Origin of the sequence: Hymenobacter yonginensis, from assembly GCF_027625995.1 — a bacterium.
In the GTDB taxonomy this organism is placed as follows: domain Bacteria; phylum Bacteroidota; class Bacteroidia; order Cytophagales; family Hymenobacteraceae; genus Hymenobacter; species Hymenobacter yonginensis.
In genome coordinates, this window is the sequence record NZ_CP115396.1 from 3674042 (window position 1) to 3693484 (window position 19443).

Annotated in this window: 17 protein-coding genes; 11 read left to right on the top strand and 6 right to left on the bottom strand. The window is 63.4% G+C overall.

The window, feature by feature from the left end; all coding sequences use genetic code 11:
* Positions 1-93: 93 nt before the first annotated feature.
* From hemB to O9Z63_RS15930, 3 genes are all read left to right on the top strand, one after another.
* Entirely contained in the window at positions 94-1086 is a 993-nt protein-coding gene (gene hemB, locus O9Z63_RS15920) for a porphobilinogen synthase (protein ID WP_270126322.1), read from the top strand.
* Positions 1087-1334: 248 nt separating this feature from the next.
* Positions 1335-2417: a transglutaminase domain-containing protein gene (locus O9Z63_RS15925; RefSeq protein ID WP_270126324.1), complete on the top strand. Its 1083-nt coding sequence runs from the start codon at positions 1335-1337 to the stop codon at positions 2415-2417.
* Between the two features lie 81 nt (positions 2418-2498).
* Positions 2499-3011: a GNAT family N-acetyltransferase gene (locus O9Z63_RS15930; protein WP_270126326.1), complete on the top strand. Its 513-nt coding sequence runs from the start codon at positions 2499-2501 to the stop codon at positions 3009-3011.
* 15 nt (positions 3012-3026) lie between these two features.
* On the opposite strand, the gene O9Z63_RS15935 is transcribed toward O9Z63_RS15930, so the two are convergent.
* Entirely contained in the window at positions 3027-4400 is a 1374-nt protein-coding gene (locus O9Z63_RS15935; protein ID WP_270126327.1) for an APC family permease, read from the bottom strand.
* Positions 4401-4552: 152 nt separating this feature from the next.
* Here O9Z63_RS15935 and O9Z63_RS15940 point away from each other — a divergent pair, with 152 nt between their 5' ends.
* The 3 genes from O9Z63_RS15940 to O9Z63_RS15950 all read left to right on the top strand — a co-directional run bounded on the left by O9Z63_RS15940 (position 4553) and on the right by O9Z63_RS15950 (position 7566).
* On the top strand, positions 4553-5509 hold the full coding sequence (locus O9Z63_RS15940) for a cation diffusion facilitator family transporter (RefSeq protein WP_270126328.1): 957 nt from the start codon (positions 4553-4555) through the stop codon (positions 5507-5509).
* 126 nt (positions 5510-5635) lie between these two features.
* Positions 5636-6841: a glycoside hydrolase family 1 protein gene (locus O9Z63_RS15945; protein WP_270126330.1), complete on the top strand. Its 1206-nt coding sequence runs from the start codon at positions 5636-5638 to the stop codon at positions 6839-6841.
* Between the two features lie 5 nt (positions 6842-6846).
* A complete protein-coding gene (locus O9Z63_RS15950) occupies positions 6847-7566 on the top strand; it encodes a phospholipase D-like domain-containing protein (protein WP_270126331.1) in 720 nt (239 codons plus the stop codon).
* Between the two features lie 108 nt (positions 7567-7674).
* Here the strand turns inward: O9Z63_RS15950 and O9Z63_RS15955 are convergent, their stop codons facing one another.
* Entirely contained in the window at positions 7675-9342 is a 1668-nt protein-coding gene (locus O9Z63_RS15955; protein WP_270126332.1) for an RICIN domain-containing protein, read from the bottom strand.
* 270 nt (positions 9343-9612) lie between these two features.
* Here O9Z63_RS15955 and O9Z63_RS15960 point away from each other — a divergent pair, with 270 nt between their 5' ends.
* The gene (locus O9Z63_RS15960; RefSeq protein ID WP_270126334.1) at positions 9613-10107 is read left to right on the top strand and encodes a methylated-DNA--[protein]-cysteine S-methyltransferase; all 495 of its coding nucleotides are present in this window, start codon (positions 9613-9615) and stop codon (positions 10105-10107) included.
* 111 nt (positions 10108-10218) lie between these two features.
* Here the strand turns inward: O9Z63_RS15960 and O9Z63_RS15965 are convergent, their stop codons facing one another.
* The gene (locus tag O9Z63_RS15965; protein WP_270126335.1) at positions 10219-11100 is read right to left on the bottom strand and encodes an alpha/beta hydrolase; all 882 of its coding nucleotides are present in this window, start codon (positions 11098-11100) and stop codon (positions 10219-10221) included.
* Between the two features lie 170 nt (positions 11101-11270).
* On the opposite strand from O9Z63_RS15965, the gene O9Z63_RS15970 reads away from it, so the two are divergent.
* A complete protein-coding gene (locus O9Z63_RS15970) occupies positions 11271-11990 on the top strand; it encodes a tetratricopeptide repeat protein (protein WP_270126337.1) in 720 nt (239 codons plus the stop codon).
* A 261-nt stretch (positions 11991-12251) separates the two neighbouring features.
* Entirely contained in the window at positions 12252-12998 is a 747-nt protein-coding gene (locus O9Z63_RS15975; RefSeq protein ID WP_270126339.1) for a hypothetical protein, read from the top strand.
* Between the two features lie 153 nt (positions 12999-13151).
* Here the strand turns inward: O9Z63_RS15975 and O9Z63_RS15980 are convergent, their stop codons facing one another.
* Complete coding sequence (locus tag O9Z63_RS15980) at positions 13152-15632, bottom strand: M4 family metallopeptidase (RefSeq protein WP_270126340.1); 2481 nt, start codon at positions 15630-15632, stop codon at positions 13152-13154.
* A 273-nt stretch (positions 15633-15905) separates the two neighbouring features.
* Here O9Z63_RS15980 and O9Z63_RS15985 point away from each other — a divergent pair, with 273 nt between their 5' ends.
* Both O9Z63_RS15985 and O9Z63_RS15990 read left to right on the top strand, forming a co-directional pair.
* On the top strand, positions 15906-16700 hold the full coding sequence (locus O9Z63_RS15985; RefSeq protein WP_270126342.1) for an SDR family oxidoreductase: 795 nt from the start codon (positions 15906-15908) through the stop codon (positions 16698-16700).
* A 40-nt stretch (positions 16701-16740) separates the two neighbouring features.
* A complete protein-coding gene (locus O9Z63_RS15990; RefSeq protein WP_270126343.1) occupies positions 16741-16866 on the top strand; it encodes a hypothetical protein in 126 nt (41 codons plus the stop codon).
* Between the two features lie 33 nt (positions 16867-16899).
* Here the strand turns inward: O9Z63_RS15990 and O9Z63_RS15995 are convergent, their stop codons facing one another.
* Positions 16900-17778, bottom strand: a complete 879-nt coding sequence (locus O9Z63_RS15995; RefSeq protein WP_270126344.1) for an ATP-grasp domain-containing protein — start codon at positions 17776-17778, stop codon at positions 16900-16902.
* A gap of 260 nt (positions 17779-18038) precedes the next feature.
* Positions 18039-19337, bottom strand: coding sequence for an amidohydrolase (locus tag O9Z63_RS16000; protein ID WP_270126345.1), 1299 nt, complete (start codon positions 19335-19337; stop codon positions 18039-18041).
* Positions 19338-19443 lie beyond the last annotated feature (106 nt).

Consider the following 19443-nt stretch of genomic DNA (forward strand, 5'->3'; position numbering starts at 1 on the left):
GCCCTGCGGGAACGGCTGGCCGAATAAAGCTGCCGCCGGCAACCTTACCTTTGTGCCGGTTGTTCTCTCCCGTCTTACCAACTGACTTTCCTCATGCCCCAGCTCCCCACGCACCGCCCGCGCCGCAACCGCAAGTCGCAGATTATCCGCGACATGGTGCAGGAAACCCGCCTGACTACGCACGACTTCATCTTCCCGCTCTTCCTGATTGAAGGCCACAGCCAGCAGGTAGAAATCCACTCCATGCCGGGCATTTTTCGGTTTTCAGCCGATAAACTCATCGATGAGGTGGGCCGCTGCGTGGAGCTGGGCATCCAGAGCTTCGCGCCGTTTCCGAGCATCAACGACGGCCTGAAAGACCGGCTGGCGCGCGAATCGGCTAACCCGGAGGGGCTCTACCTGAAGACCATAGCCGAGATTAAGCGCCAGTTTCCGGATGTGGTACTGATGACTGACGTGGCCATGGACCCCTACTCCTCCGACGGCCACGACGGCGTAGTGGATGCCGAATCGGGCGAGATTCTCAACGATGCCACCCTGGAGGTGCTCGGCCAGATGGCGTTGGCCCAGGCCCGCGCCGGCGCTGATATTATCGGCCCTTCCGACATGATGGACGGCCGCGTGGCCTGGATTCGGGACGTGCTGGATAGCAACGCCTTCAGCCACGTGAGCATCATGAGCTACACGGCCAAGTACGCCTCGGCTTTCTACGGCCCCTTCCGCGACGCGCTGGACTCGGCCCCAAAAAAAGGCGACAAGAAAAGCTACCAGATGAACCCTGCCAACCGCCGCGAAGCCCTGCGCGAGCTGGCCCTCGACGAAGCAGAAGGTGCCGACATGGTGATGATCAAGCCGGCCCTGAGCTACCTCGACGTGATTCGGGAAGTGCGCGACAACACCCACCTGCCCGTGACGGCTTATAACGTATCGGGCGAGTACGCCATGGTGAAAGCCGCCGCCCAGAACGGCTGGCTCGACGGCGAGAAAACCATGATGGAAGTCCTCACCAGCATCAAGCGCGCCGGTGCCGACGCCATTCTGACCTACTTCGCTAAGGAAGCCGCCGAAGTGCTGCGGCGCGGGTAAGTCTCGATCAGCCAAATAGTTTTGCAGGATAGGCAGTAGTTGTGGCAAGCGCCGCAACTACTGCCTAATTTTGTTCCAGGGCCTGTACTAACCAGCCCTCGTACACGATGAACCAGGAATTGCGGAGCCGACTAATACCCCTTACAGGACTAGCACTGTTGATCTTGACAGGGGGCTCCCGAGCACTGGCTCAACAGCCCAAAAAGCCGCCAGTATCCCCGGAGCCCTACGCGGCCGTTGACCACAAGATGGAGTTGGTCCCCGACTCCTCGACCCACTCGGCGGCGGGGCTGGCCCGCTACATCACGGCCAATTTTACCACCGAATCCGACCGGGCCCGGGCCGCGTTTAGCTGGGTAGCCCGCCACATCCGCTACGACCGGGAGAACATGTACCTGCTGGAGTTTGAGCGCGAATCGGCAGTGGTGGTGCAGGAAACCCTGGAAAAGCGCCGAGGCGTGTGCCGCCATTATGCCGAGCTGTACGCTGCCATTACCAACCTGACGGGGCTGAAATCCTACATGGTGCCGGGCTACGCCAGCCTGCGCGACCCAGTGGGCCATGCTTGGTGCGCCACCCGCATTGATGGGCAGTGGTACCTGATGGACCCTACTTGGGCCCTGCAAACCCGGACGGTCAATGGCAAGCCGCTGGTGGTCTTCCGCGACGACTATTTTCGCATGAAGCCCGCGCAGGCCATCGAGTCGCACATGCCCTATGACCCGCTGTGGCAACTGCTGAAAGCCCCACGTACACCCATGCAGTTTCAGGTGGGCACAGTGCCGCCGCCCCCGAAGCACCCCTTCAACTATCCCGATTCGGTGGCGGCGTATGAGCAGCAGGATGAGCTGCAACGCCTGCGCGCTACCAACCGACGCGTGCAGCAGAACGGTGTGAAGAGCGGCCTGATCTTCAACTATCTCAGCAACAACCAGGTGAAGGAGCATAACTACTTCATCCACCTCGATAACCGGCAGCAGGCGGCATTCAATCAATCGGTGCACACATTCAATGCGGGCATTGAGAAGCTCAACTTGTTCATTGAGTACTACAACCACCAGTTTCTGCCCAAAAAGTCCGACGATGAGCTGCGGCAGATGCTGGCCGCAGTAGCCGCAGACTTTGCCCAGGCTCAGGCATTGGAGGCCCAGGTACAGTTTCACTCCCCCGACCTTGTCGCGCTGCACCGGCAGCAGCAGCAGTTGGCGCAGCAAGCCAGCGTTAAGCTGCAGAGCTGCCAGGTGTTTGTAGATCGGTATTTGCGTACCGGCAAGCTGCTGCGCCCCACGCTGTTCCATCCACTCAGTGGCACCAACGAAATAGTTAACTGAGCTATACAACCCGTGGAAGCGTTTCAACTGGCTGCGGTTGGCTTCACAGTTTCTTCTGCTCGTTCCTCCTCTGTACTCTGTATGACTACACTTCTGCGCCTCGCCACCGCCGCCGACCTACCCGCCATTCTCGACCTCATCCGGCAGGTGGTACCGTTGATGAATGCGGCCGGCAACTGGCAGTGGACGGCAGAGTACCCGAACGAAGAAGTATTCCGGCGCGATATTGCCCAGGGCCACCTCTGGGTGGCCAAGCTGGACGGCCGCGTAGCCGCCGTGGCCGCCCTCACCCACAACGACCAAGATGCCGAGTACGCCCAAGCCGACTGGGACGCCACCGAGCCGGCTCTGGTCACGCACCGCCTAGCCGTGCATCCGCAGGCGCAGGGCCATGGCTTGGCCGCCACGCTGCTGGCTCAGGCCGAGGTGCTGGCGCGGCAGCAGGGCCTGCGGGTACTGCGCGTAGACACCAACTCCGAAAACCAGGCTACCCAACGGCTTTTCCCGAAGCCAGGCTACCGCTATGCCGGCGAAATCACGCTGGCGTTCCGGCCGGGCCTGCGTTTTTTCTGCTACGAGAAGTGGTTGGGGTAGCGGCCAGCACTTCAGCTACCGCCCGAACGGCCAGCGGCCCAGCCGGCGGCTCCAGAGCAGAAACGCCCCCACCCCGGCCCCGATAACGGCCAGTCCGGAGAGCATGAACTGCGGGCCGGTGCTCCAGAACACCCACAGCCACACGGCCACCACCAGCACCACCGGCAGCGGATACAGGGGCATCCGGAACGGCAGGTGCGCCGTGCCGTTGCGGCGGCGCAGCAGCACCAGCCCCACGGCCTGGCCCACAAACTGCACCAGAATCCGCATGGCCAAGATGGCCGAAATGACCTCACCCAGCCGAAACAGCAAGCTGAACACAAACCCCACGCCGCCTAGAATCAGCAACGACACGTGCGGGAAGTGCTTGGTGGGGTGGGTTTTGGCGAAGATGGGCAGAAACTCGCCGTCGGCGGCCGCCGCATATGGGATGCGCGAGTAACCCAGCAGCACCGCAAACAAGGAGGCAAACGCCACCCACAGCACCAGCGCCGTAGCGGCCTGCGCCGCCAGCGGCCCGTAAATCTTCTCCACGAAGCTGCTCACGATGAACTCGGAGTGCTGCGCCTCCTGCCACGGAATAACCGAGCCCACGCTCCAGTTCAGCAGCAGGTACAGCGCCATGATGCCCAGAATACTCAGAAAGATGCTGCGCGGAATCACACGCTGCGGCTCCTTGATTTCGCCGCCCAGATGGCACACGTTGTAGTAGCCGAGGTAGCTGTAGATGGTCTTGACGGTGGCCTGCCCCATGGCGGCCGAGAGCAGCACGCCCGGCAGCGCCGACAGGCCGCCCTCGGGCAGCCACGCCACCGGCACCGTGGCGTGCGTGACGCCCCCGAAAATCAGCCAGCCCATGAGGCCCAGCACCCCCACCCACAGCATCACGCCGAGCTTGCCGATGTCCTCGATGCGGCGGTAGAGCAGCGCAATCAGCAGCACCACCACCACACCCGACACCAATTTGGGCTGCCACCATTCGGTAAGTGGGACCAGATAGCCGAAGTACTGCGCGAAGCCGATGGCACCCGAGGCTACTACCAGCGGCGCCTGCACCAGCGTCTGCCACACGTACAGGAACGAGAACAGCCGGCCCCACTTCTGCTCGCCGTAGGCCAGCTTGAGGAAGCGGTAGGAGCCGCCGGCCTCGGGGTAGGCCGCGCCCAACTCACTCCAGATCAGGCCATCCACGAGGCTCAGGCCCGCCCCCACCAGCCAGGCCAGCAGGAAGTTCGGCCCCATAAACCCCATCACCAGCGGCAGCGTCACGAAGGGCCCGATGCCCACCATGTCAATCATGTTTAGGGCCGTGGCCTGCACCAGCCCCAGGCGGCGGCGCAGCGGGGCAGTGGTTTCGGAAGTAGCAGTAGGGGAGTCGAGGTCGGGCATACGCGGGGAGAGAAGCTGTAAAAGTCGCGGAAACCCGGAATGTTCAACCGCCCGTAGTCTACGCTCTTCGAGGAAGGGGCGGTGAACCCGGCTGCGCATTTCCAACCTCAATCCGATGCGGCGCGTACCAGCAGGCACACGCACTCTACCTTATGTCTGCCGGTTCTTCCAAGATTGCCATTTACGGGGCCATTGGGGCCAACGTCGCTATTGCCATCAGCAAGTTTGTGGCAGCTTTTTTCACCGGCAGCTCGGCCATGCTGTCCGAGGGCATTCACTCCCTGGTGGATAGTGGCAATGGCCTGCTGATCCTCTACGGCGTGAAGCAGTCGGAGAAGCCGGCCGATGCCCGCCATCCGTTCGGACGCAGCAAGGAGCTGTATTTCTGGTCGCTGATTGTGGCCGTGCTAGTGTTTTCGGTAGGCGGCGGCATGTCGTTCTACGAAGGCATCGAGCACCTCAAGCACCCCGCCCCCATCACTGACCCCACCTGGAACTACTGGGTGCTGGGCCTCTCGATGTTGTTTGAAGGTATTTCCTGCTTCTTGGCGTTCCGCGAGTTCAACAAAACCCGCGGCGACGCGGGCTTCTGGGCCACGCTGGGCAGCAGCAAGGATCCCTCGGTTTTTGCTATCCTGATGGAAGACTTGGCCGCCCTGGTCGGCCTCACCATTGCCCTGATCGGCGTGTACCTCGGGCACGCCCTCAACAACCCGTATTTCGACGGCGGCGCCTCCATCTGCATCGGCGTACTGCTAGTATCGGTGGCCATTTTCCTGATCTATAAAACCAAAGGCCTGCTGGTGGGCGAAGGCGTGGACGACGAAACCCTCGACAGCCTCGAAGCCATTGCGCGGCAGCAGCGCGGCGTGGAGCAGGTGCGCCGGCCCCTCACCATGTACATGGGCCCGCAGGATGTGGTGCTGGCCCTCGACGTGGAGTTTCACGACCACCTGTCGGCCGTGGAGGTGGAACGTGAGGTAGACGCGCTGCAGGACAGCATCCGGGCCAAACACCCCGAGTTCAAGCGCATTTTCATCGAGGCCAAAGGGCTGACCGGCAAGGAGCGCGGGCCGCTGGACAGCGCATCGGTATCACCGCAGATTTAGCGGCGGGCGAGGCCGGCGGCGAAGCTCCACGCTAACCCCACCGGCGGTTTTGCGGTACACAAGGCGGTGCGGCCACCCTTCCGGGGCGGGCCGCACCGCTTTTTTCGTTCATCTACCCGCGCTCCTATGTCTGTTGCTACTGCCCGCTCCAATCCGTTTCACTCGTTCTGGATGGCCGGCTACGAATGCACCGATCAGCTCAACGCCTTCGGCCACCGGGTTGATTTTCTGCCCCTGACCGGCCACCTGCAGTTCATCGACGACGATTACCAGGCCCTGCACCAGCACCAGCTGGGCACCGTGCGCGAAGGCATCCGCTGGAGCCAGATCGAGAAAACGCCCTACCAGTACGACTGGAGCACCGTGCGCCAGATGCTGGCTGCCGGCCAGCGCCACGGCATCCAGCAGGTCTGGGACATCTGCCACTTCGGCTACCCCGACGACCTCACGCCACTGCACCCGCTGTTTGCCCGGCGCTTTGCGGCGCTGTGCCGCGCCTTCGTGGCTTTCTACCGCGAAGTGAGCCCCGAGGGCGAGCTGATTGTGACGCCCATCAACGAGGTGAGCTTTATGAGCTGGCTGGGCGGCGACGTGCGCGGCACCTCGCCCTACTGCGTGGGGCAGGGCTGGGAAGTGAAGCGCGGCCTGATGCGGGCCTACATTGAGGGCGTGGCCGCCATGCGCGAGCTGGACCCCAGCGTCCGGATTCTGACCACCGAGCCCCTTGTCAATATTGTGCCGCGGGCCGGGGCCAGCCGCCAGGAGCGCCAGCGCGCCGCCGAGTTTCACGACAACCAGTTCCAGAGCGTGGACATGCTGGCCGGGCGGCTGTGTCCCGAGCTGGGCGGCCGCCCCGAGTATATCGATATGCTGGGCTTCAACTTCTACTACGACAACCAGTGGGAACTGGACCCGCACTGCCGCATTCCGTGGGCCGACGTGCCCGCCGACCCACGCTGGCAGCCGCTGCGCCACCTGCTGGCCGCCGCCCACCGCCGCTACAATTGCCCGGTGGTGCTCACCGAAACCAGCCACCCCGGCGTAGACCGACCCCTCTGGATTCGGATGATTGGCGAAGAATGTGCCGCCGCGCTGCGTATGGGCGTGCCGCTGTGGGGCGTGTGCCTCTACCCTATCGTGGACCGGCCCGACTGGGACTTTCCGGAGCGGGAGTGGCACCGCTCGGGCCTCTGGGATGCCGTGCTGCGGCCCGACGCGCCCCCGCTGCGGGTGCTGCACGCGCCCTACGCCGAGGCCCTGGCTGAAGCGCAGCAGGTGGTGGCCGAGGCCGCGCCGGAGCTGGCTGGTTCGCTGGCGCTTTCTTTATCTTAGGCCGCATGAACCCACGGCCCAACTCCCCCACCGACCTGCTCCAGCACTTCCAGCGCGCCTTCGCCGATTCCACCCTCTCGCCCGACGAGGCCCGGCAGCTGCGCCAGCGCCTCACCGAGCGCGCCCAGCACCCGGCCGGCCTCGCCGATTTGCGCCACCGCCTGTTCGGGCTGGCCCGCGACCGGTTCAACAACTTTCAGGATAAGGCCGTGGTGGAATGGCTGGAGGCGGCCAGCGCCCTGCTGCTGCCAGCTCCCGCGCCGGCGGCAGCCCGCGCCACGCACGCCGAGGTGTATTTCAGCCCCAACGACGACTGCGTGGCGGCCATCCGGCGGTTTCTGGGGCAGGCCGCGTGCCAGCTCGATATCTGCGTGTTCACGATTGCAGATGACCGCCTGACCGACGCCGTGCTGGCCGCCCACCGGCGCGGCGTGCGCGTGCGCCTGCTCACCGACAACGACAAGCTCCACGACCGGGGCTCCGACGTGCGCCAGCTACACGCCGCCGGCCTCCCCATCCGCGTCGACCGCACCGACAACCATATGCACCACAAGTTCGCCGTGGCCGACAACCGCACCGTGCTGACCGGCTCATACAACTGGACCCGCTCCGCCGCCGAACTGAACCTGGAAAATCTGCTCATCAGCGACGACGAAACGCTGGTGAAGCGCTATACCGGTGAGTTCAACAAGTTGTGGGACGCGCTGGAGGAATTCCGGGGCTAGGTCAGCCCCAGCATCACCTACCCAACGAAACAGCCCGCCCCGGATGTACTATCCGGGCGGGCTGTTTCGGTATGTAGAGGCAGTGAAGCCTTGCGCAAGGCGTGGCAGCTATTTAGCGGCTTCCGGCTCCGGCGTAGCTTCCGGAGTACCTGCATTCGGGCGGCGGATGCTCACCATCTGGCGGGTGGTGGAGGCGCCTACGGTCAGGTTGAGGTTGTAGTCGCCGGAGGGTAGGCCCGTGAAGTCGATGGTCTGGTGGTGCGAGCCAGCCGTCTGGCGGCGGTAGTCAGACACGCGCACGGCCGAGCCGCGCTGGTCGTAGAGCACCCAGCCCATGGGCTGGTCCTGGCCGAGCTGGTAGGCCATCTGCACCACGCCGCTGGAGGGGTTGGGGTACACGCTCAGGCGGTTGGCCCCCGTCACGGGCACGTCGGCGGGTGGGCCCGCGAACTGCTGTTGCTGCTGCGCCACGGCCTGCAGCTTCCATTGCTGGTTGGGCTTGCTGGCGTAGCGGCGCTGCTGCAGGCCGCCTTCTTCCTCGGTGCCGGCCGTGAGGGCCTTTTTGCTGTGCTTGGCAGTGAGCTTGTAGTAGCCGTCGCCGGCATCTTCAATTTTCCAGAGCTGGTTGTTGCCGCTGTAATACGGCCACAGGCTCAAGGGGGCGCCGTTGGACGTGGAGCTGCCCAGCACCTCCATCACCTTGCGGCTGCCCTGCACCGTGAGCTTGTAGAAACCGGCCCCGGCTTCCTCAATCTGCCACTGCGGAGCCCCGGCGGGCGCAGAAGCCAAACCCGGCTCCTTGGATACAGGGGCTTCGCCCTGCACTTCCAGGGGCTTGCCATCGGTGCGGCCCATGATGGTGAACACGCCCGGAATGCCCAGCGTCTTAGCCAGTGCCTCCGGCGCCGGGGCCTCGGCTTTCGCGGGCTTAGCCGGGGCTGGTGCTTTGGCTACGGCCGGCTTGGCCGGAGCAGCGGGCTTGGCAGCGGCAGTAGCTTTGGCGGCAGTAGCTTTGGCCGCAGCGGCTTTCGCGGCGGCCGCTTTGGCGGCATCAGTTTTGGCGGTGGCTTTGGCGGCCGCGGCGGCCGTAGCTTCGGCATCGGCTTTGGCGCGGGCCTCAGCCTTAGCAGCAGCTTTGTCTACAGCGGGCTTGGCTTCCGGCGCTGGCGGCGGCGTGATGGCCACCGGCGGCGCCGCTACCGGCATGCCCGGGCCTTCCAGCGGATACAGATATACCGAAGGCACCGTCTGGGGGCCCTGGCCGGGGCGCACCCACTGCAGGCGCACGGTGGCCTCACCTTCCTGGTCGTAGTATTCCACCTTGATGGTCGTCCGCTCGCCGGCGGCCAGGCTTACCTCGGCGCTGGTGATGGTGGTGGTGCCTTGCCCGCTCCAGTTGTCGAGGATCTGCTTGCCGTTCACCCAGAGGCGTACGCCGTCGTTGGAGCGGGTGATGAACTTGTAGCGGCCCGTAGCCGGGGCTTCCACCTGCCCTTCCCAGCGCACCGAGAAGTTGTCGTTGCGTACTCCGGGGGCCGGAATGCCTTCCTTCCACTCAAAGTCCACTACTGCATCTACGCGCCGTAGCAGCGGCGTGCCGGCCAGCGAGCCGTTGTTGAAGTAGGAGCCGGTGAGGCCCGTGCCTTCGCCCACTCCGGCCAGCCCTGCTACGGCAGGAGTGCCCGGCAAGCCGGCGGGCCCCGAAACGGCGGATCCGCCCAGCGCTGGGGCCGTGGAGAGCAGGCCGGCTACGAAACAGAACAGTAAGTGTCGCACAATGCGTTAGGTCTAAAAATGAATGAATTGCATGCATCATGGATAGAATGAAGCAGCAACTGGGAATCATTATTTCCAGCCGCCGTTTGCCGCATGCTGAAGCAATATAAAGCATTCTTTTTCCACCTGCATTGCCGGACTCCGGACAACCTGTTCATTTCCAATTTTTTCCTCCGTAGAGTCCATTACCGGCGATATTCCGCGGCTGGGACGTGATGAGCAGGCTTTTTTGCATTTTTGCTCTTTCCCATCTTGCTCTCGCCCTAGTCTATGATTGACACGCAGGCCTATCTTTCCACGCCGCTCGGCTGCCTGCGCCTGCAGGGCTCTGATGCCGGCCTGGCCGCCGTAGAATTTCTGGAGGCAAACGCCGCGCCGGCCCCTACGCCCCCGGCCGCCGTGGCCACACCGCTGCGCGAAGCCTACCGCCAGCTCCAGGCCTACTTCGGCCGCGAGCTGCGTGACTTCCAACTCACCTACGACGTGCAGCAAGGCACCGACTTCCAGCGGCGGGTGTGGGCGGCCCTGCCGGCCGTGGGCTACGGCCGCACGGCCTCCTACCTGGATCTGGCCCGGCAGCTCGGCAACCCCGGCGCCGTGCGGGCCGTGGGGGCGGCCAATGGCCAGAACCCTTTGGGGCTGGTGTGGCCCTGCCACCGCATCATCGGGGCGGGCGGGCAGCTCACGGGCTACGCCGGCGGCCTCTGGCGCAAGAAGTGGCTGTTGGAGTTCGAGCAGCCCACCGTGCAAACGGCGCTGTTTTAGGGCTTAGGATGTATGAAAGAGGCCCCGCCGGGTTACGGCGGGGCCTCTTTTCTTTCGGTTTATTTGAGCATAATCACCAAACCCTATTACCTAAGCCCTGTTCCCTAAGCCCTAAGCCCCTATAAACTTCAGCAGCTCCTGATAGATGATGTTGTGCTGGAAGTAGAGTTGCAGCACCATGGGGGCGTGTTTTTTGCCGGGCAGCACGGTCAGTTCTGGCTGCTGGCCCAGGCCCTGCAGCTTGCTCACGAACTTGCGGCTGCTACTGCTGATGGACGGATACGTTTCGCCGCCGATGAACAGCCGCATGGGCGGCGTCTGGGCCGTGACGTGGTACATGGCCGACACCTCGCGCCACACGACCGGATCCTTGCCGAACGGCACCAGGTACTGGGCGTCACCGGGGTACTCCTGCTTCTGCAGGTAGTCGTACATATCGAGGCCGGCAGGGTCATCGAGCAGGACGCCTTTGACGGGGTTCTGAGGCCAGCCGTGGCGGGCCAGCAGGCGGTTGTCGGCGGCCAGTAGTGCGGCCAGGCCGGCACCGGCCGAGTGGCCCATCAGGAACAGGCGCTGGGGGTCACCGCCGTACTCGGCAATGTGCTGCGCGGTCCAGGCCACGGCGCGGGCGCAGTCATCGGCCATCTGGGGCACCTGCACGGCCGGAGCCAAGCGGTAGTTGATGACCACGGCCACCACGCCCTGCTTGGCCAGCCGCCGCCCAATAAAGGAGTAGAAGTTCTTGTTACCGCTGTTCCAGCTGCCGCCATGGATGAACACCACCACCGGATACGGCGCCGCAGCTTTCTTCTTGGGCGTATATACATCGAGGCGGTGACGCTCGGTGTCGAAAGCAGGGTCGGAGGCGGGCACGTAGGCCACGTTTTGGGTGCGGCGGCTGGGGCGGGCGGTGGCGTATTCGTTGGCCAAACCTAACAGCAGGGGCAGCACCAGCAGAGCCGGCAGATAGAGCCAGCGGCGGGAAAAAGACATAAAAGCAGAGAAAAAGCAGGGCCGGACCGGCCGCGCTTTGCACCTACGCAGCCAGGCCCTGCCCGGATGCCACCCCGCTGCACACCAGCGCCCGGCAAGCCGGCGTTATATTTGCCGGAAGCCCCTGGCTGCCAGCCGGCGGCTTCGTTCTCCGTTCTTCTGTTCTCTCCATGAAATACCCTTTCTACGCAGCCCTGGGGCTGCTTACGCTACTGGCCGCTCCTGCCCACGCCCAGCGCAAAGTCAAAGTTAAAGGCGACGCCGCCGTGGCACTGAGTGCGGCCAATCGCCTGCAGCCGCTGTTCGGCGGCGCCACCCCGGCCCAGGCCGAGGCCCTGCTGGGCGCCGGCTACGTGGAGAAAGTGGCCGGCAGCTTTGCTTCCCGCGAAGAAGCCAGCCGCTTCCTGTCGGGCAAGGGCTACGAGTATCTCTCGGAAGGCCTCACCGACACGGCCGCGTTCCGGTTCAACCTCGCCTGGCTGCTCGACGCCAAAAACCCCGACGTGTACCGCGGCCTGGGCATCGTGGCCAGCCGCCAGCCCACCCCCGACCAAGCTATTGCCCTGCTCACGCAGGGCTTGGCTTTGGCGCCCACCAACGCCCTTATGCTCAGCGACCTGGGCTCCAGCCACCTAATTCGTTACGAGCAAACCAAGAAGAAGAAAGACCTCACAACCGCCACCGACCTGCTGCAGCGCGCCCTCACCGCCAGCCCCGACAACGCCATTGCCTGGCAGCAAATGGCCCGCGTGCACTACCTGCAGGAAGACTACGCCAAAGCCTGGGAGGCCGTCCACAAAGGCCAGGCCCTGAGCATGACCAGCATCGACTTCGACTTCCTGAGTGAGCTGATGACCAAAATGCCCGACCCGCAGGGGAAGTTTAAGTAAAATGTGATGAGGTGATGAGGTGAAACGGGGCAGGAGACAAGTGACAGGTGACAGGCTATACGCCACAGGTGAAGGGGGTAATATGCGTGGCAGGGAGGGAAAGTGACGCGCGCAGAAACCTATTTTCAGACCAAAGCCGTACTTGCTTGCGTTGTAGGCTTGCCGCTGCCCCAACCGCGCCGGCAAGCCTCTCCCCTACCCCGTCACGTATCACCTGCTACGTGTCACCTCATCACCCCATCACCTCATTACCCCCACTGCGTGAAGCGTCTTGTGCTCCTTTCTTCTTTAACGGCCAGCGTGCTGCTGGCCCACACCGCCACCGCGCAGGATGGGCCGGAGCGTCGCCGACGCTACTATAGCAGCCAAGCACGGGCCTATTACCGGGGTCCGGTTCGCTTTACAGTGGGCGGTGGCGCGGCCTTTTACAACGGCGACCTGGCTGGCAACCTCAGCAATAACCTGCCGGGCCCCAGCGCCAGCCTGGGTGTGCTCTACCTGCTGCGCCCGCGGCTGGTGGTAGGCGGCGAGGCCACGTATTTTCAGATTGGGGCCAAAGACCAGCTGCCGGAGCGCGGCCTCGCTTTCCAGGGCCGCAACGTGACGGGCGTAACATTTCTGCGATATGAGCTGCTGCGCGACGAAAGCCAGTTTGCCACGCCCAAACGCCCCCCGTCCCTGATCAAGCCCTACGTGAAAGCTGGCGCCGGCTTCCTGCTCTACAGCCCCAAAGCCTACCGCGGCACTCTGCGCCCCGACGACCGCACGAACTACCTGGAGCCCGAACGCAACGACTACCCCGCCCTGGGCCTGGTCGCGCCGGTCGGGTTCGGGGTAGTGTTCCGGCTCACGCCGCAACTCAATGCCACCGCCGAAGCTTCCTACTACTTCACCACCACCGACCAGCTCGACGACATCAGCCCCGCCAGCGGCCGCTCCAGCTCCAGCCTCAACGACGGTTACGGCCTGGCCGAAATCAAGCTGGAATACGCGCCCTGGGGGCGGTAGAGCAGCTTATTATTTCAACCGGCACCTGACTAATGCCATCGGCTACGAGCCGGCTACACCCCAAGGCGTTGTTCATAAACCACAAAAAAAGGCCCGTCTTGCGACGGGCCTTTTTCATTTTACTGGCAGCGCAACGCACTGGCCGGGGTTCGACTATTGCTTGATGAAGCGCTGGTGGAACACTTTCTGGCCGTCGGTGGCGGTGAGGGTGTATATGCCCTTGGCCAGTGCCGATACGTTCAGTTGGTCGCCTTCCACCTGCACGCCGGTTACTTTGGCGCCGCGCAGGTCAGTCAGAGTTACGGATACCAGCGGAGCGTTGTCGGGCATGCTGATGCGGACTACATCGGTAGCAGGGTTCGGGTACAGCTCCAGGCCGCGGGCTGTGGCGCCCTGCGTGAGGCCCATGCTGCTGCCGCCGCCGGTGGTTACGCCGGCAATGGCCGCGCCGCCCGTGATGGTCACGGTGTAGTCTTCGGTTTCGCCGTAGCTGTAGCTGTTGCAGCTGGTCGTGGCCGAGTTGTCGCTCATGATGACGCGCAGACGGGTAGCGCCGTTTTTAGCCGTAGCCGGAACCGTGAAAGTACCCGTGAGCGTGCCGGTGCTGGCCGAAGAGCCCGATACTACCAGTTCGCCGGCGTCCGTGAACAGGCCGTTCTGGTTGTAGTCGATATAGATCTTCCAGTTTTCGGTGTACGCCGTGGAAGCAAAGCCAGCCGAGAAGCTGATGGTCTGCGACGAGCCAGCGGCAATCGAGGTGCTGGTAGCAGTACCGTTGTAGTAGCCGGCGTCAGCAGCCGAAGTGCGGGCGATGGTGCCCAGCTTCACGTAGTCGATCCACTCGTAGGCTACGCTGGTGCCTTTGCTGGCGCAGTAGGTAACCGTGGTTGGAGGAGGCGTAGTGCCACCACCGGCGGCAGCGCCTACGCCCACAGCGTACCAGGCGTTGGTAACGGCCGTTACCTGAGCCGAACCGGCACCGTACAGGTCGGTGGCAGCGGAAATGGCGCCGGCGCGGGCGTTAGCGTAGGTCGACGAAGCCGTCAGGTACACACTTTCGGTGCGGTAGGCAATTTTGGCGGCGGCATCGATGCCCACACCCGTTACCGAGTAAGCGCTGCCGATGTCGTTGGTGCCCGAGCCACCCTGGCTCAGCAGGTAGAACCAGAAGTTGAGCACACCCGAGTTGGTGTGCACTCCACCATAGTCGTTGGCCTGAGTAGGGCTGGTGGTGGTGGCGCGCCAGTTGGTGCCTTTGTAGGTGTCAGGTTGGCCGTACTGGTTGGGGTTGCTCATGGAGCGCAGAGCGCCGCCGGCTTTCATGATTTCCTCGCCGATGAGGAAGGTACTCTTGCCGGTCAGGCCGAAGGTCGAAGCTGCGCGGGCCTCTACGCAGGCACCCCAGATATCGGAGAAGCCTTCGTTCATGGCGCCCGACTCGTTCTGGTAGGTCAGGTTAGCGGTTTTCTCGCAGATGGCGTGGCCGATTTCGTGGGCGCACACGTCCAGCGACGTGAGCGGCTTGAAGGTGCTGGCCCCGTCGCCGTAGGTCATCACCGAGCCATTCCAATAGGCGTTTTCGTAGCCCGCGCCGCCTGGCACGTCATCGAAGTGCACGTAGCTCTTGATTTTAGCACCGGCGTTATCGTAGGAGTTGCGGTTGTGCACCAGCTTCCAGTAATCGTAGGTGGCCTGAGCGCCGAAGTGGGCGTCGCCAGCGGCATTGTCGAAGTTGGCGTTGTTGTATTCGGCAGCCGTCCAGTTGTTGTCGGCGTCGATGAAGTCAACGGCCGCGGTGTAGCTGTTGCCTTTCTTGCAGTTGTAGGTTTCGATGCCGAGGCCACGGGTGGCTTCGCGCAGGTTGTAGCCGCCGGTGGCGGTGCTGTTGGCAATGGAGCGGGTGCCGCTGTAGGCAGTAGCAAACGTAGCCGTAGCCGCCGCGTGCTTGATGATTTTGTCCTGGGCTACTACGTCGCCGGTGTGGGCATTCACATACACGTACGCGCGGCTAACTGGAGCCTGAGCGTAGATGTTGAATTTCCAGGCCAGTACGGGCTTACCGGCCAGCAGCGGATTGCTGGTGCGCTCGGTGCGCACCACCACCAGTTCGCCCTGAGGCAGGTACGTGGCGTTGGGGTTGTTTTCCTGCTGCTTCAGGCCGGCTTCCTCGCGGGCATCCTGCCACATGTATTTGCTGGCTCCCACAAACGAGAGGGCGCGCTGCAGCGCGTCGGCCGCCGTGAGGGAAGGCGTGGCGTTCAGGCCGCGGATCTTCTCAAACTGGCCGCTGATGCTGGCCACTTGGCCCTGGCGGGCGTGCACCGAGTAGGTGGCGTGCTCTACCTTGATGCCTTTGTAGTACTGCTGGAATTTCTCGTGCACGAAGCCCAACTGATCGGCTTCCGATTTGGCGGGCAGCAGCTGGTCGTCGGCGGTCAGCTGGAGCTGCTCGCGCAGCAGGGTGCCGGCTTCCTGCAGCTTGTAGGCGTTGCCATCGGCGCGGAACTGCACCAGGTAGGGCGTGCCGTCATCGTTGAGGGTTTTAGCCTGCACCCGGGAAAAGTCCTGAGCCAGTGCCGATGTGGTAAGGCCACCAAGCAGCAAGAGTGTTGCCGTAGAGTACTTGTTGAGCATACAATGTGGTTGTGAAGAGGTGAGAAAGCGCGAACTGCCTTATTTCGATAAAGCAGGCTGCCAATTTACAGTATTTTCAAATTATCAATCATTCTGTTGATAATTTATTTTCAAACCACACCATTCGTTACAACGCTTATAAATGAACATGTATTCATTTATAACAATTTAATTTCGTTTTAATACAACTATCCTGCTATTTACCCTCCTCCCGGCTGCCCGTCTCTGCGTAGACATTGCCTGATTCTGTCCAACTTTTTTTCTGACTACCCCATGCATTCCCCCGCTTTTTCCGCTACATATTCCTCCCGCTGGCGCCTCGATGGCCAGCTGGCCATCGTCACGGGCGCCTCCAAAGGCATTGGCGCCGCCGTGGCGGCCGAGCTGCTGAACCTGGGCGCCACCGTGCTGGCCGTAGCCCGCCAGGCGCCCGACCTGGAAACCCAGGTGGCCGACTGGCGCGCCCAGAACCTGGCCGCCTACGCCATAGCCGCCGATGTGAGCACTGCCGACGGCCGGCAGCAGGTGCTGGAGGCCGCGGGCCGGCTTGGGCCTGCCCTGCACATTCTGGTGAACAACGTGGGCACCAACATCCGCAAGCCCACCATCGAATACAGCCCCACCGAGTACCAGCACCTGCTGGCCACCAACCTGGAGTCGGTGTTTGGGCTGTGCCAAGGCGCGTATCCGCTGCTGCAGGCGGCGGGCGGCGCCAGCATCGTGAATGTGTCGTCGGTGGCGGGGCTCACGCACGTACGCACCGGCTCCATCTACGGCATGACCAAAGCCGCCATGAACCAGCTGGGCCGCAACCTGGCCGCCGAGTGGGCCCCAGCCGGCATCCGGGTGAATACGGTGGCGCCGTGGTACATCCGCACCCCGCTGGCCGAAACCGTGCTGCGCAACCCCGAGTACCTGGAGCAGGTGCTGAGCCGCACGCCGGCCCGCCGCGTGGGCGAGCCGGAAGAAGTGGCCGCCGCCGTGGCGTTTCTGTGTCTGCCCGCCGCCAGCTACATCACCGGCCAGACCCTGAGCGTGGACGGTGGCTTCAGCGTGAATGGTTTCTGAATCACGGATTTTAGCGAATTAGACGGATTGGTCGGATTTCGTGGACGATTCTGTTCTGCCGGATTGGGCGGATTTTGTGGACGATTCTGTTCTGCTTGGTTCTGCCTTGATTGCCTATTCAGCCAAACAGAAAGGGCTTGCCGTGTGGCAAGCCCTTTCTGTTTAAAACGAAATCTTCTACAAAATCCGGCTGTTCCGGCTAATCCGCTGACATCCGTGCTAAGGCCTGGCTGTAGCGGGTGAGGCTGTGCTCGTCGGAGGCCAGGTAGAGGAAGGGCTCGATAAGCTCCAGCTCCATGAGCAGCAGCTCGCCGTTGGCGTCTACGCCGTCCACGCGGGCGTAGAGGCAGTTTTTGGCGAAGTCACGCACGATCTGGTCGGCGGTGGCGCGCAGGTGGGTGGGCGCCTCTTGGGGCTCGATGCGGCCGCCGAGGTAGTGCTGCACCCGAAAGTCGCCGGCTTTGGGGGTTTTCAGCACGCAGTGGCTGAACTCGCCGCCCAGGTAGATGAGCGACCATTCGCCCTCGGTCTGAATTTCGGGCTGGAAGGGCTGGGCCAGAAAGTCCTCGTGGCGCAGCAGCTCGGTGAGCTCCGGCGCGCGGCGCAGGGCTTCCGGCAGCGTGAGGTCGAAGGTATTTTTGGCGCCGCCGCTCACGGCCGGCTTCACCACCAGCCGCTCGGTGCCGAGGGCCGCAAACACGCTTTCAGCATCGAAAACGGTGTCTTTCGTGAGCCAGTGCGTGGGTACGATGCGCACGCCGGCCTGCTGCATATCGAGCAGGTACTTCTTGTCGGCGTTCCAGCGCACGGTGGCCACGGGGTTGAGCAGGCGCACGCCCAGCGCGTCCAGCCGGTCCAGCCAGGCGTAAAACTCCTGCACCCGGTCGAAATAGTCCCACGGCGACTTGAGCACCACGGCGTCGTAGCTCAGCCAGTCCACTGCGGAGTTGCTCCAGATGCGCGGCTCTACGTGGTGGCCCTGCGCCCGCAGGTGGCGCGTGAGCAGGTTGTCTTCATCATCGACGTTGGGAGCCGCGTATTGCGCCAGAGTTTCGCAGGTGACGAGGGCGATATTCATTGTGATGGGGTGAATCGTGATGGGGTGAATCGTGATGGGGTGAATCGTGATGGGGTGAATCGTGATGGGGTGACAGGTGATAGGGAGAAGTTGGCAAGAAAGGGCGTCGCGCAAGGAAGAGCTTCTGCGTGGAGGCGTCGATGGGGCAACGGGGCGCAGGCGTCAGCGCGCGAGATGCTTCGCTCTGCATGACGTTCTTTTTCACCTGTTACCTGTCACGATTCACCTCATCACCCCATCACCTCATCACCCCTCACAACTCACTTTTTCATGGTTAGATAGTCGGCGGCAAGGGCGGCGAGGGTGCGGACGCCGAGGGTGAGGCCGCTTTCGTCGATGAAAAAGCCGGGTGTATGGTGCGGGGCGGTGGTAGCGGCGTCCTTGCCTTTGGGCATGCCGCCCACAAACAGGAAGAAGCCGGGCACTTTCTCCTGGTAGTAGGCGAAGTCCTCGGCACCGGTGACGGCCTTCTGCAGCACCACGTGCTCGGGGCCGGCCACGCGGCGCAGGGTGGGCAGCATCTGCTCGGTGAGGCGCACTTCGTTGAAGGTCACGGGCGCGTAGTTCACGATGTCAACCTCGGCGGTGGCGCCGGCGCTTTCGGCAATGTTGGTGGCCGTGCGGCGCACAGCGGCCCAGATCTGCTGCTGCATTTCCTTGTTGAGGGTGCGAATGGTGCCAGTCAGCTCCACCTGCTCCGGGATGATGTTGTTGCGCACCCCGCCGTGCACCATGCCTACGGTCAGCACAGCCGCGTCCTGCGTCAGCTCGGTCTGGCGGCTGATGATGGTCTGCAAACCCACTACAATCTGCGCGGCCGTCACCACGGGGTCCACGGCCAGCCACGGATACGCCCCGTGCGCCGACTTGCCTTTCACCTTGATGGTAAATACATCCGACGAGGCCATGGTTCCCTCGGGGCGGTACTTGAGGGTGCCCACTTCGGTCTGGGCGTTGATGTGCACGCCGAAGATGGCGTCGACCTTAGGGTTGTCGAGCACGCCTTCCTGCACCATCAGCTTGGCGCCGCCCGTCACGCTGGGCAGGGAGCCTTCCTCGGCGGGCTGGAAGATGAACTTCACGGTGCCGCTGAGGTCTTTCTTCATCTCACTGAGCACGTTGGCGGCGCCCAGCAGCATGGCCACGTGGGTGTCGTGGCCGCAGGCGTGCATCACGCCCACTTCCTGGCCGTTGTACTGGGTGCGGGCTTTGGAGGCGAAGGGCAGCGTGGGGCTTTCCGTCACGGGCAGGCCGTCCATGTCGGCGCGCAAAGCTACCACGGGGCCGGGCTTGCCGCCGCGCAGGATGCCTACCACGCCGGTGCGGGCCACGCCGGTCTGCACTTCTAGGCCCAGCCGCTTCAGCTCCGCCGCAATGATGCCGGCCGTGCGGGTTTCCTGGTTGCCCAGCTCGGGGTGTTCGTGCAGGTCGCGCCGCCAGGCAATCACCTGCTTTTCCTGCTGGGCGGCCAGCTTGGCAATGCGGGCATCGAGGGCGGTGGTTTGGGCCGACGCGGCCAGGGGCAGCGTGAGGGCAAGTACGGAAAGCAGACGCTTCATAAACTACAGGCTGAAATGGGCCGCAAAAGGTACAACACGCGCGCCGGAGTGCCCCGGCATAGCGCTTGGTTTGTGGGCGTACCTGCCGCAATAAACTCCCGAGCGT